Origin of the sequence: Clostridium oceanicum, assembly GCF_039521385.1 — a bacterium.
Classification (GTDB): domain Bacteria; phylum Bacillota; class Clostridia; order Clostridiales; family Clostridiaceae; genus Clostridium_F; species Clostridium_F oceanicum.
In genome coordinates this window covers 308,650-321,397 of sequence record NZ_BAAACG010000006.1, presented here as the reverse complement: position 1 = coordinate 321,397, position 12,748 = coordinate 308,650, and the positions used below count along the sequence as shown (strand labels likewise).

16 protein-coding genes are annotated in these 12,748 nt (G+C 26.7%); 1 reads left to right on the top strand and 15 read right to left on the bottom strand.

Annotated elements, in window-relative coordinates; genetic code table 11:
* Nucleotides 1-8: 8 nt before the first annotated feature.
* From ABDZ71_RS05035 to ABDZ71_RS05010, 6 genes are all read right to left on the bottom strand, one after another.
* The gene (locus ABDZ71_RS05035) at nt 9-416 is read right to left on the bottom strand and encodes a hypothetical protein (RefSeq protein WP_343759463.1); all 408 of its coding nucleotides are present in this window, start codon (nt 414-416) and stop codon (nt 9-11) included.
* A gap of 300 nt (nt 417-716) precedes the next feature.
* The gene (locus tag ABDZ71_RS05030) at nt 717-899 is read right to left on the bottom strand and encodes a hypothetical protein (protein ID WP_343759461.1); all 183 of its coding nucleotides are present in this window, start codon (nt 897-899) and stop codon (nt 717-719) included.
* Nucleotides 900-1,094: 195 nt separating this feature from the next.
* Nucleotides 1,095-1,295 carry a helix-turn-helix transcriptional regulator gene (locus ABDZ71_RS05025; RefSeq protein WP_343759460.1) on the bottom strand — a complete coding sequence of 67 codons (201 nt, stop codon included), beginning with the start codon at nt 1,293-1,295 and terminating at the stop codon, nt 1,095-1,097.
* Between the two features lie 185 nt (nt 1,296-1,480).
* Nucleotides 1,481-2,224, bottom strand: coding sequence for a hypothetical protein (locus ABDZ71_RS05020; protein WP_343759458.1), 744 nt, complete (start codon nt 2,222-2,224; stop codon nt 1,481-1,483).
* Between the two features lie 45 nt (nt 2,225-2,269).
* Nucleotides 2,270-3,202, bottom strand: a complete 933-nt coding sequence (locus ABDZ71_RS05015) for an ATP-grasp domain-containing protein (protein WP_343759457.1) — start codon at nt 3,200-3,202, stop codon at nt 2,270-2,272.
* The gene (locus ABDZ71_RS05010) at nt 3,195-3,398 is read right to left on the bottom strand and encodes a hypothetical protein (protein WP_343759456.1); all 204 of its coding nucleotides are present in this window, start codon (nt 3,396-3,398) and stop codon (nt 3,195-3,197) included. Before ABDZ71_RS05010 ends, ABDZ71_RS05015 begins: the two co-directional genes overlap by 8 nt.
* A gap of 609 nt (nt 3,399-4,007) precedes the next feature.
* On the opposite strand from ABDZ71_RS05010, the gene ABDZ71_RS05005 reads away from it, so the two are divergent.
* Nucleotides 4,008-5,309, top strand: coding sequence for a 3'-5' exonuclease (locus ABDZ71_RS05005; protein WP_343759455.1), 1,302 nt, complete (start codon nt 4,008-4,010; stop codon nt 5,307-5,309).
* 81 nt (nt 5,310-5,390) lie between these two features.
* Here the strand turns inward: ABDZ71_RS05005 and ABDZ71_RS05000 are convergent, their stop codons facing one another.
* The 9 genes from ABDZ71_RS05000 to ABDZ71_RS04960 all read right to left on the bottom strand — a co-directional run bounded on the left by ABDZ71_RS05000 (nt 5,391) and on the right by ABDZ71_RS04960 (nt 12,748).
* Complete coding sequence (locus tag ABDZ71_RS05000; RefSeq protein WP_343759453.1) at nt 5,391-7,103, bottom strand: N-acetylmuramoyl-L-alanine amidase; 1,713 nt, start codon at nt 7,101-7,103, stop codon at nt 5,391-5,393.
* A 48-nt stretch (nt 7,104-7,151) separates the two neighbouring features.
* Entirely contained in the window at nt 7,152-7,574 is a 423-nt protein-coding gene (locus ABDZ71_RS04995; protein WP_343759451.1) for a phage holin family protein, read from the bottom strand.
* A 181-nt stretch (nt 7,575-7,755) separates the two neighbouring features.
* Nucleotides 7,756-8,115, bottom strand: a complete 360-nt coding sequence (locus ABDZ71_RS04990) for a hypothetical protein (RefSeq protein WP_343759450.1) — start codon at nt 8,113-8,115, stop codon at nt 7,756-7,758.
* Nucleotides 8,116-8,151: 36 nt separating this feature from the next.
* Nucleotides 8,152-8,319, bottom strand: a complete 168-nt coding sequence (locus tag ABDZ71_RS04985; RefSeq protein ID WP_343759448.1) for a hypothetical protein — start codon at nt 8,317-8,319, stop codon at nt 8,152-8,154.
* A 96-nt stretch (nt 8,320-8,415) separates the two neighbouring features.
* On the bottom strand, nt 8,416-8,562 hold the full coding sequence (locus ABDZ71_RS04980; protein ID WP_343759447.1) for an XkdX family protein: 147 nt from the start codon (nt 8,560-8,562) through the stop codon (nt 8,416-8,418).
* Complete coding sequence (locus tag ABDZ71_RS04975; RefSeq protein WP_343759446.1) at nt 8,562-8,927, bottom strand: hypothetical protein; 366 nt, start codon at nt 8,925-8,927, stop codon at nt 8,562-8,564. The genes ABDZ71_RS04980 and ABDZ71_RS04975 overlap by 1 nt, the downstream gene beginning before the upstream one ends.
* Before the next feature lie 12 nt (nt 8,928-8,939).
* On the bottom strand, nt 8,940-10,331 hold the full coding sequence (locus tag ABDZ71_RS04970; RefSeq protein ID WP_343759444.1) for an NHL repeat-containing protein: 1,392 nt from the start codon (nt 10,329-10,331) through the stop codon (nt 8,940-8,942).
* Nucleotides 10,332-10,348: 17 nt separating this feature from the next.
* Entirely contained in the window at nt 10,349-10,957 is a 609-nt protein-coding gene (locus tag ABDZ71_RS04965) for a YmfQ family protein (RefSeq protein ID WP_343759443.1), read from the bottom strand.
* 3 nt (nt 10,958-10,960) lie between these two features.
* Nucleotides 10,961-12,748 (bottom strand): pyocin knob domain-containing protein, encoded by a 1,788-nt coding sequence (locus ABDZ71_RS04960; protein WP_343759442.1) that lies wholly within the window; start codon nt 12,746-12,748, stop codon nt 10,961-10,963.

Sequence of the window (12,748 nt, the reverse complement as noted above, 5' to 3'; positions counted from 1 at the left end):
AAATCCTCCTAAGAAAATATTCCTTTGATAAGATCTAGTAGCCAAGGGAAAAAATATAATGCAGTAAATGCTAATGCATACTTCATCATTATTTTACCAATTGACTTTGTATCTCCTTGCATTAAACTTTTTACTATATCTATTATGCAACCTATAATACAACACCAATATCCTATTTTTCTAACAATATCTAAAATTGTGTTTCCTGCTTTGTCTATCTTTCCTAAATCACCTGCAGCTGAAACTACATCTTGAACATAGAAAATAGTTCCTAAGACAAGTATTGCTTCTTTCTTTAATCTATTATTTGAATTAATATGTTTAGCTACTAGCTCAACATTAGAGTTATGTTTATTCCTTTGCTTCCTTTTAAAATTCTCAACTTTAGTATTAGAATAAATAATACATATTTTCATAAATCCCCCTGTATAAAATATTGATTTTTGATAAATACTAAGATTAAATTAATAAAATGAAAGAAGGTTTTTTTATGTGTCCTTTAACTTGGATTGGTATAGGAATCGTTACTGCAGTAGAAATAATTAGTAAATTCATGTAAACAAATTATTAACTTGCAGTTTTTTAACTATATATTTGTAACACTTTTTTATCCTTTGCATAAGCTAGAAGTGTAGAGAAACGAAGCGATAGCAAGTGTAACTCACTTTTAGCGTCTTGGCATATTTTTAGCCTTTTAGAGGCTTTTATTTTTTTGTTTAAATATCAAATTTTTCTCTGTATACACTGCTTTTAATTTCATTTCCTAAACTATTGCATTGGAAGTAATATTCTATAGCATCTTTCACAAAGCAACTTATATCATTTTTATTTTTCACATATTTATAAAGTGCTAAGTCTCTTTTATTTTCTTTAAAGCTTACTTGTATCCTTTTAGACAAAACAAACACCTCCTATTTAATCACTTTTACACACATTTGACTAAAATTCATGACTTATGAGTGAAAATCTACATATGGCTTTGTGTGTATTTTTCATTCTTTTAATATATTTATATGTATATATACGTATATTGTTGCCTGTCCACATAAAAAATTTGTATATGCGTATTTTAAAGCAAAAAAATAAGGCCCTTATTAGACCATATACCATATTTCTTCTATTGATCTATTAAGAGCCTTAGCTATTTTTAATATTGTTTCTATATTACCTTGTGATTTATTTTGTTCTATAGGATTATAAGTACTTAGACTTAACTTTAATACTTTTTCTGAAAACTCCTTTTGGTTCATTAAATACTCTCTCATACGAATTTCTTTAAGTCTATTTCTAACCACATAAACCACCTCATTCCAGTATATGTAATTATTCTAGAAACAAAGCCAATATCCTTTTATATAACCAATATACTTTTAAACCATATAAATATCTATAAAAAAAAGAAAATAATATTATAAAATTACATAAAAAATAAATATTACACTAATATATTATTTATTTTTAACTGTACCACTTTCTTTATTTAATTTTTAAACTGTTTTTCTAATGTAGATAACTTATTTATTAATTTCTTAATAGTATCATTTTGTTCTTTTATTAAATTATTAGTATAATCTTTTGTTTTCTGTAAATTTGACAACCGTTTATCAAATAAAGTTATTTTTTTTTCACTGCTCACTTTATCACTTTTATTATTAATTGGTAATACTCCTAATATAAATATAATACATAATAAAATCAAAGCATTTCTTATACATTTATAACTTGTATTTATATAATTGTTTCTTATGGTATTATTAATTTCATTTAATTCAGCATCCATTCCGTAAATTTTTTTTAGACTTTCATCACTTAATTGTAATTCTTTAACACTTATTTTATATACAATATTTTTTTCCATAAGTACTTTTAGTGCAATTATTCCCCCATATAGCATAAAAAATATAATCAATATACTATTAATACTAAGTATAATATTCATCAATAAGTTATTATATTTTTCATATATTTGATTTAGAGTATCTACTAATCCAAACATTATAGTAACAGAAATAGATATAGCAACTAAATTAGCTTTTGCTTTTTCTTCAAATTGTTTTATTCTTTCTATTGATTTATTGTATTCTCTTTCAACATGATTTTTTCTTGAAAAGTCATCAAATTTAATAAATTCACATGGATATGCATATATATCTTCACTGTCGTAAGTATTGATTTCATTTATTTTTGTATTAAGTTTCTTTTCAGTATTCAAATTTCCTATCATTGGAAAAACATTTTCACTTAAAAACTTTAAAATAATAACCCTCCCCTATTCTGTTAATACATTTACAATACTCTTATATATTGGCAATTTAGCAGTTTCCACTAACCACGCCCACTCCCCAGTTGGATTAATTTCTATAAAATAATAATTATTATTGCAAATTGCCATATCTATAGCACCATATTTAAGCCCCAATTTTTGTATTAATTTTATACATTTATTTTCTATTTCTTTGGGTATATTTATTGGGATAAATTTAACATCTTCTTTTTCTTTTCTCCAATCATCTTTAATTCCATTATCATTTTTTATAATCTTTACTGAATATACATTATTTTCTATTACAGTTATTCTTAAATCAATTTTGGGAGTTATTAATTCCTGTATTGTTAACGGAGCTAATCTCAATTCAGCATTGTTTATATTTTCCCCACTTAAAGTATTGGTATATAAAAAACATTCTTCTTCTCCATTCCTAAGAAATAATGTATCAATAGATTTTACTGCATATAATTTTTCTTCATTAATTAAAGGACTTGAAGAATTAATTACAACAGTTTTAGGAACTAAAAAACCTAATTCCTTTGCATATTTCAATTGAAGCATTTTATTTTCTGCTTTATATGTATCTACTGGATTATTAATCCACTTTGCATTTTCAAAACATATAATGTTTTTTACAAATGCCATCCATTGACTTTTATATAATTGTTCTTCATAGTTACTTTGCGAATAATATCTTATATATACTGGTGCTCTATAATAAACTCCTTTTAAATCTTTATTAATTACATATATTGTATCTTGTATCCCTATTTTTAAAACTTCATTTAGTACATCCCATTCTATCTCATAACTGTTAAAATTATCTCTATTTATCCTTAAGTAATTTTTATTCCTCTTATTTAATTCTATTGTTATATAATCACTAGTAAAATCTTTACTATCAGCAATAACTAAATAATCAACTTTATTCACCTTTTTTATCCTCCCCAGTTTCAATGTCACATTTTTTAGTTTGAGGTTTTATAAAATTCACATCACTTATACATGGATTCATTAGCCTATCTACCCAATATCCTAATTTTGAATTATAAACATATCCTTCTAGATTTCCTTTTTTTCTTTTATTAACATCATACTTAAAAATTTTTTCTAAAAACAAATGTTTCATCTACTTTTCCCCCTTAGTTATATTAATAATCCATCATATTATACTATAAAATTTTACATTTTGTACAATTATTATTAAAATTCAAGGTAACTAATAACTATTTCAAAAATAAATGTGTATACAAAATTTTTATGTATACATATCTTCTTAAATCTTAGTTATATCAAGTTTTATCTTGTATACAAAAATGTATACAAATTACTCTTTTAATTAAAATCTAAAGTAATTTTGTATACACTTTAATTTTTATAAAATAACTTATCCAATATAATGTGTTTTTACTTCAAAAGAGGTATCTATTTTTTTAAAAAAGGTGAAAAAAAGGGTATCTAATTGCTCCTTTTTTTGGTTACCTAAATAGAGCCTGTAGCTATTTTTTTGAAAAATAAGCATGAACACTTGTAATATGAATGGATGTAGAGAATGTAATTTTTGCCTAAAAAGGGGTAGCTACCTTCCAAAGAGGCGGCTAGTAGATAGAAAGCAGATGCTGATAGTAATAAAGATGATATACCTTATGTTTTGATATTTAACCACGATTATTTATTATAAGACATTAATGAAAGTTAATATATAAATATACATTGTAAATAAAAAGGAGATTTATGAATGAGTAACTGTAAATTGTGTAATAAAAAATTTTGGCTATTCTTTAGAGAATATAGAAATGGATTCTGTAGAAAATGTTATTGTCAACTAAAAAATGAAATCGATAGTTTCACCAATAAATGGAATGACTATAAAAATACTTGTTATGGGCTATCTTCTGATGAAAAAAAAGAACTATTACAAAATATTAAAAATAACTATATTGAACTTAGAAAATATAAAAAATCTGAACTGTTTAAAACCTTAGATCCTGATATTTTAAAAGATATAAATACAAGATTAGAACATATTGAAAAATTTTCATGGAGTTTAAAAAATAACTATATATTTGAATCAAATGATATATTTAATGAATTTGTAGTTATTGATTTTGAAACAACAGGTTTAGATTCTACAGATGACAAAATAATTGAAATTGGTGCTCTAAAATATAAAAACGGAAAAATTATTGATGAATATTCTACTTTAGTAAACCCTGAAATACATATACCAAATAAAATTTGGAATTTAACCTTTATATCCGATGAAGCTGTTAAAAATAAACCAATTATAAATGAATGTATTGGTAAACTAATAGATTTTATAGATGATTTACCTATAGTAGGCCATAATATTGACTTTGATATTGGTTTTTTACTTGCTAATTCTTATTATGTAAAAAGACGCATTGGTAGCAAATATAAAATAGATACTGTTAAATTAAGTAGAAAAATATTCAAAAAATTACCTAATCATAAATTGCCTACTATAAAAAAGCATTTAAATTTAGATTTAGATAGTCACAGAGCTTCTAGTGATTGTCAAGTTTGTGCCGAAATATATTTAAGATATTGTAAAGAAAAAGAAAATAAACTCAATAAAAAAATACAATCTAAAGAAAATAAAATAAAGAAATCACCTGCTAACAATAAAATTAATTCTGGAGAATGTTTTACTATTGTAAAAGATATGCTTATTAAAAATAATAAATCTTTAGAATACATACGAACTGGTTATACAGGCAATTATTTTGACATAAAAGCTTTTTATAGTTTCGTAAGATTAAAACTAAATGGTAGAAAGCAGTACATGATTTCAAACTTAACTAAAGAAGAACTTGAAAATAAATTTAAAAATATAGTAGTAGAAAATACTACAAAATCAGAGACTGGTAAAAGCAGAATACTTATTACATCTTCTAATGATTTAAATAATTATGAAGAATTAATAATAAACTCTTTTGACGACGCTATTGAGGGAATGAATTATTATAGAGAACATGTGGGTTGTGCTGAAGAAAACATACAAAATTATTTAGCATAATTAGCATAAAATGGGTAGTCTTAAATACGAAACTACCCATTTTATTATTTAAAATTTCTAAATAAAGCTTTCCACATTTTTTTATTTTATATAATCTAAAACCTGTTGTAAGGTATCCAATCTATCCTTACCTGCAAAAGATACACAATTATCAATAGTTTTTTCAGTACCTCCTACCATATAAATTTTATTAAATAATGTTTTAAAATTATAGTCTTTGAAATCTCTCAAGGCCATATATGGCACATTTATTTTGTCTGATAATATTTCAGCTCCTTTTTTATCAAAATCTCCATAATATAAAATCAAACTAGAATTTTCTGCTTTTGTAACTTTTTCTATTTTTATTTGTTTCATTAAATTAAATAATTTTAAAATTTCTTGTCCATAATTAGTACCCGGAACTGCCCATTTACCATTAAGGTCTTCCCAGTTAGGCGCAATACCCCTAGTAACTAATCCGAATCTTGGATCTACTTGTGATTGTTTTAAAGCTTCTTTGTTTGCATAAGCTTTTAAATGTTGTATTTGTGCTTGAACACCTTGTCTAGGTGTGCAAAATTTAGCACCTCCTACACCTCCACCAGTAGCACCTATACCAGCATAATTATTTTGTCCAGATTTAACATCTCCACCATATTTAAAGAATCCAGTTTCTTTTATAGCTTGACAAAAGGCTATATCTCCTCTTATTCCTTCCTTAGCACCTTCTTCTGAGAATAATTTGGCTAATTCTTGTATAGTACAAGTTATATTTGGTTTGCTGTTATTTTTTAATACAAATTGAGCCATTTGCTCTGCAGATACTTGACTTTGTCCTACTATTGAATTTTTTGCAGAAGTAGATGGTTTTTCCTTTTCAGGTGTAGATCTATTAGCTTTTGAATAAACAACTTTTCCATTTGCATCAAATACAGAATACCCAGTATGTTTATTGCATTCTTCTTTTGCATTATTTATATCTTTGTAAGCACCTACTTGGCTTTTAGAATCTGACCATGATTTTCTAACCCTGTATAATCCATTTGAATTTGTTGAAGGTTTTGAAATTCCTTTTTCTTTATCTAATATAGCTTGATAATTTGCTTTTATTCTTCTATATGTGTTATTACCAACTATTCCATCTACTGTAAGTCCACAATCTTTTTGAAAACATCTTACAGCATTTAAAGTACCTGCTCCCCAGATACCGTCTATCCCATTACAGTTATAACCTATCTTAGTTAGCATCGTTTGAACCTCTTTTACATTGTAGTAGGATTTTCCACCTGCTCCACCTTGTCCATAAACTATTCCACTATTAGAGGAACTTGAACTACTACTTGATGTCGAGACTGAGCCACTAAAAGAGCCCCCTAGTATAGCATTTCTAATTTCATTTAATGGATAATTAGTCCCAGGACAATTAGAACTTCCTACTTCTCTATGTCCATATACTTTATTAATTCCATATTTAGATTTTAGATATCTACCTAATTCTATAATTGCATTCTTTTGATCCTGTGGCATTGTTTCCGTCATATAAGAACCTTCTGCACAAACACCTAATGTATTTGTGTTATGTCCTGCAACATGAGCACCTATAGCGTTATCAGGTCTTCCTTTCCATATCTCCCCATTCTTTCTAACAAAATAATGATATCCTATTCCTGCCCAGCCATTGCCATTTTTGTGCCAATCATGTATTGCTTGAACTGTACAAGAACTAGCCTCTGCGTGATGTAAATCAATCTCTTGTGGGTTATTTCCATAACTCATACTTCCAAAACTTAAATTTGCATTTCTAATATTCATTAGTATTCCTCCTAACCTTCAATTTTTGATAAACAAAAAAGAACAAAACTATTTGTCCTGCTCTTTAATATTCTTCTTATTTTCTTCCTTTAATTGTGTTAAAGCATTTTTTATTGCTGGTGGAAAATCCACACCACACTTCCCTACATTTTCTATAATACTTAATCCTTCATTTGCTATGTAGAAGTAGCAAATAAGAGTACGAAATACCCATGTTCCATCATTAAGTAATCTATCTAATAGCACCCCTAGTATTAAAACTAATAATATTAAACTCTTTTTTAAAATACCTTTAAATCCTATTTTGCTATTAAGAATGTTATTAGTATACGATGCAACTATCCCACTTAAATAGTCTATAAGCATAAAACCAATTAATACTGCTAATGCAGTATCCCATGCTCCAAAAACATAAGTAAACCAAGTTCCTATTCCTGCTACTACTGTGTTAAAAATATTTTGTTTATCCATTTTAATGCCTTCTTTCTATTAAAAATAGGCAAAATAAAAAGACCTGCAGGTCTTAATTTTGCCTTAAATATTTTATTCAGTTGTATCGCAATATTTTTCATTTACCCAAAATATACATTTATATCTATAAATATATACTATTGTACTATAAATAAAAGACACTCTATTGAGTGCCCTTTATTTATATAGCATTAACTCTAATAATTTTATTTGAATCACTTGATTTTATTTCGAGAATTCTTTTAGTTTTTAGATATTTCATCTTTATATATTGGCAGCTGTATGTACCATATAAACCTATCTCTCTAAATTCTTCTCTTGTATAGTCAGCTTCTTCCCACATTATAGATATTGCTGTTTTAGTGTTATCAAATGCTATAACAATAGGAACTAAACAATGAAAAGCTAACTTTCTGTTTCTTTTAAATAATACATCAATGTCTACAGTCATAGGACCATTCTTTTTATTACATGCAAAATAAAATTCTTGTAATGCACCTACACTTTTTATTCCTTCTTCACCATTTAATTTATTTGCCATAAAAATCGCTTCCTTTCATATAATATGTAGATACTCTTACATTTTATTTTTCATTTCTTCAAGAGCTGCTTCATTTTTCTCTACAAACTCTTTCATCTTTGCATTAATCCAAGTTGACATTCTTATTCCTTTGGTTTCAGCTATCTTGCAAAAATCTTCATATACTTGTGGATCTAATGTTATATTTTTTCTTATAGTAGCCATGTGAAATCCCCCTTCTGGGAAATTATACAATACATACTACAATTTATAAATACACAACAATATACACTAATAAGTATAAATGTACATATTATTTTTCTATTGTGAAGTAAACTCTTGTCCACATATAGTTTTAAATTCTTCTGGTGTTATTTCTCCAAAAGGATTTTCTACACATACAACTGCTTGCATTAATAAATCTACTCCTATTGCTCTCATATCATAAGCCATTTTCCAAAAACTCATTATTCATTACCACCTTTCTTTAATTTCATAACTTCTATTTTTAAATTAGCTAATTCTTTTGTAAGTTTAGTAGCTAAAGAATCTTTCTTCATATTATTAATTTTTTCTTTAGCTAAGTTTTCAGTTAATGTTTGAATTTTCTCTTCTAAAGTTTTTTCTTTAGATACTGGAACATCTATATATTCGTAAAAAGGCTGTCTATTCTCCTTATTAATTTTTAGTATAGCTTTTTTACCTTCTTTTATTGTTGGATCATCTAAAAAATCTACTGAAACATAATCATTGTTGTCTAGTAAATTTTTTGGTGGAGCTACACTGTATGTAAGATATACAATTCCACTTTCATCATAAAATAGATACTTCATAAACATCTCTCCTTATTTAACAATTTTATATTTAATTTTTGGTAAGATTACCTTAGTTATTCCATACATATGTCCAAAATAAATATCTTTTGATTTTTCATCTACTGTTGCATTTTTCCCCCAACTTCTATATGACCAATCTATATTTCCTTTACTAGATATTTTAGACGTTTTATTTAAAGAAAAGGTAAGAATATCATTATTATTATCAACATATAAAGAACCGTCAGCGACATCATAATTAATAATTCTCCAAATTTGTTTTCCATCACAAGACATTTTAACTATATTACTAGAATAAGACATAATAATATTATTTTGTTTATCAAAAGCTATTTCTTCGCTATCTTCAATAGCAAGTGGAATTTCTAAAATGGTTTCCCCATCATTAGAAATTTTTCTGAGAAAATCATTATTATAATACCAAAGGAATCCTTCATTATCGATAGCAATCTCAAGCCAGCTACAATTTGGTTGCAAACCCCATATTATGTTACCATCATCTATATCCATTTTTAATATTAATTGGTCTTTTACCCCATCTTCATGATAATAACCTGTAACATACAAATATGATTTGGAAATTAATATATCATCTATATACCAATCACAATAATGGCCAAAATTAATGTATTTATACCATGCCCTTCCTCCTAGATCAGTACTACTAATTTTACTAACTGTTCCATCATCATTGCCATAATAAATATTATCATTTTTATCTATTGCTAATTTAGTTATACGCCAATAGCTTTTATACCCATATTCACTTTTCCAAATGTCTTTACCCTCTTTTGACATTTCAAACAAAGTCGATCCATCTGAAAAATAAATATTACTATCACTATCAATAATTATATCCGCATTAAGGTCTACGTCTTCACGATTCCAAGCATGTTTAAATACATTATCACCAACTATTTCAATATTGTTAGGTTCTATTATATCTCCAACACCATAACCAGTTTCTACATTAGCAATTTGTTTTATTATTTCACTCCAGTTACTATTCCTACTAAGCTGTAGACTATCATCTAATCGCAATAATGCGTCTACAGTGTTACTCTTAACATTATTGCCAGAAGTAAAAAGCTCGTTAATTGCATTAACAAGGTTTGTTTTATTGGAAGTCTTTAGAGAACTTTTATTCCCAATTGAAGTCGTCATATCATCAAATTGCGACTTAAGTGACTTACTTCCTTCTACCTTTATATTATCTGCTGTAAGCACTACATTGCCCGTCTTACCATTAACAGAAGTTACTGGAACTTTTATATTAGATGCTTTATTTTCAACTTCTTTTAGTTTTCTATCAATCACATCAGAATTATAATTTAAGTCATCAATGTTTACTACATCATTTCCATCTGGTTTCTTTAAACCATAATTACCTGTAGTTTTCAAGCTTATCATCTCCTTTATTAATAAACTTTTAAGTGATTCCAAGTTTTTTTAGTGTTCCAAACTAAGTTTTTATCTTTTAAGAAATTCCATACTGTATAAGTATATTTAAAATCATAATCAAGGTGTGCAGGCTTAATTATTTCTATCATTTCTTTAAAGGCTGCTAAATTTTTAGGAATACCTTTAATACCTATGAATTTTATTGTAAAACAATAGCTTTCAGTGTGTTCTATAACTTCACATTCTCCACCACTAAAAGCTTCAGCAATATTCTTTATTAATTTTTTAGTTACAGTCCCATGTCCTCTTTTTTTTGCCTTTACTATTTCTCTTCTTTCTTCATAACTTTTATTTAAATCTGCAAGTATTCCATATTCTTCTTCCCAAAGATACAATCCCCATGTAGCAGTATCTATGAAACACTGTTTAAGTAAATCTTGTCTTTTCCAATTTAATAATGCTATTTCATATCCTACAACATCATTCCATGCTTTAAATTCTGGTATTTCTCTTAAAAATGGAGGTAAACAAGCTAATAAATCTGGTCTATATAATTCTATTTCGTCCTCTGTTACTATAAGTTCTTGTCCATATTTATTTACACCATATTTTATAGAACCATACATAACTTATACCCCCTTTAAGTCATTCCAAGTAGTCAAGTTTTTATCATTTAAAATTAAATCCCATTCATTCCAAACCCCATTAACTCGATTTCTTATATACATCTTTGCATTTCCAAAATTTATAGCCATTTGAGAACACCACCCAGTTTTATCTGACCTATGAACCATTATAATCATATAGTACCAATCTGACTTAGTCGGTGAATTCTTCAATCCCTGCCCCATATAAAATCCTGTATTGTAACAATAATTGTTCCAATCTCCCCCAGCTTGTGTGCATAAAGTCCCTAATCCATATCCTGATGGTGCAAAATCTCCTGGAGATTTTCCACCTAATTTTTCAGCATTTTCTGATACATCAACTTTACCATTATTATTTTTATCGTAAACAGATTTAAGCATATCTCCATAACCTGCATCACCTAATTGTCCTTTTGTTACAAATTTATTATTACTTTCATTTTTAGTATAAACATCTGGTTTATTAGTAAAATTGTTATAATCCAAATAGTAATTATATGTTTTATTATTTAATTTACATGTATTATCACTTGTAGCACTAATAATTTTTCTTTTAGGATCTACTATAATAGAAGTACCAAAATGTACTGGTAAGTCTGAATCATAATTAAAATATAATTCGCTTGGTGTTTCACTAGAACCATCACATCCTGATATTCCTCTTACAACTAAAGGTCTATCTGCTGCTATACCAATTATATTTAAAGAGCCTGTTATAGTATCACCAGACTTATTAACTTTATTATTCCATACTCTCTTTTCTACATCACTTACAAATCTATGGGTTTCATCTTGTACAATAACGGTTGCTGGGTGATTTTGTGGATGTACATATCTATTTGCATTATTTTGAATACCCGCTAACTTTATCTTTTCCACATTAGTAAAATTCTCATCACTTAAATCTTTACCCTGAACTTTATCAACTTTTTTACTTAGCTGACTTGTCATAGTTGCTGCAAAATCTTTATTATTATTTAGAGCTCTTGCAATTTCTCCTAAAGTATCTAGTGCTTCTGGTGCAGTTCCTATAACATTTTGTATTTTTTTTAGTACTTCTTCCTTAGTAAATACCTGGTCTTTTAAATATCTTTTATTTAATTCAGTATATACATATGTTTTATCAGATTTTACATTATCTAAATGAACATCTTTTTCTTTTAATTTTTGTATTTCTGAATCATTACTTTGCTTATAATTATTTAAATCACATTCTATAACATTTTCTCTATTTTTTGCCCTGTTAATCTCAGAATTAAGATTATTATTGATATTTTTTTCAGCTTTAGTTGCCCTAGCATTTTCATTATTAATATTATCATTTAAAGTACTCTCAGTATCTTTAGCCCTATTAATTTCTTTACTTAAATTATCTCGTATATCATCTTCACTAGTAGTTGCTCTATCAATTTCCCTATTTAATGCAGTTTGTGTATTAACTATGCTTCCCTGAACTTTATTTATATCTTCTGCCTCAATAGTATCGCCTTGAGTTTCATAAGTAATATAAACAGGACTTATAGATGAAAATATTTTAATTTCTAACTTCCAAGGCATTTTAGATGGAGTAGACAATATAAAGTTCTCTAATTTAGAACCAGTTAATTTAGAACCAGTATAAACTCTTACACTAGTTTTACTTACATTGTCATGTTTTAAATATCCTTTATATATACCATCTGTTACATTTACTTTTTCCTCAATAACATAAGTATTGTTATCTAATTTATTAAACTTTTCTGTAAATTTATCTATTTTATCAGGGTACAA

Coding starts and splice junctions, on each gene's coding strand:
- ABDZ71_RS04965 (WP_343759443.1), bottom strand. CDS start 10,957: ATGTATGGTTCTATAAAATATGGTGTAAATAAATATGGACAAGAACTT.
- ABDZ71_RS04980 (WP_343759447.1), bottom strand. CDS start 8,562: ATGAGTTTTTGGAAAATGGCTTATGATATGAGAGCAATAGGAGTAGAT.
- ABDZ71_RS05000 (WP_343759453.1), bottom strand. CDS start 7,103: ATGAATATTAGAAATGCAAATTTAAGTTTTGGAAGTATGAGTTATGGA.
- ABDZ71_RS04975 (WP_343759446.1), bottom strand. CDS start 8,927: ATGAAGTATCTATTTTATGATGAAAGTGGAATTGTATATCTTACATAC.
- ABDZ71_RS04995 (WP_343759451.1), bottom strand. CDS start 7,574: ATGGATAAACAAAATATTTTTAACACAGTAGTAGCAGGAATAGGAACT.
- ABDZ71_RS04985 (WP_343759448.1), bottom strand. CDS start 8,319: ATGGCTACTATAAGAAAAAATATAACATTAGATCCACAAGTATATGAA.
- ABDZ71_RS05020 (WP_343759458.1), bottom strand. CDS start 2,224: ATGATAGGAAATTTGAATACTGAAAAGAAACTTAATACAAAAATAAAT.
- ABDZ71_RS05010 (WP_343759456.1), bottom strand. CDS start 3,398: ATGAAACATTTGTTTTTAGAAAAAATTTTTAAGTATGATGTTAATAAA.
- ABDZ71_RS05035 (WP_343759463.1), bottom strand. CDS start 416: ATGAAAATATGTATTATTTATTCTAATACTAAAGTTGAGAATTTTAAA.
- ABDZ71_RS04990 (WP_343759450.1), bottom strand. CDS start 8,115: ATGGCAAATAAATTAAATGGTGAAGAAGGAATAAAAAGTGTAGGTGCA.
- ABDZ71_RS05005 (WP_343759455.1), top strand. CDS start 4,008: ATGAGTAACTGTAAATTGTGTAATAAAAAATTTTGGCTATTCTTTAGA.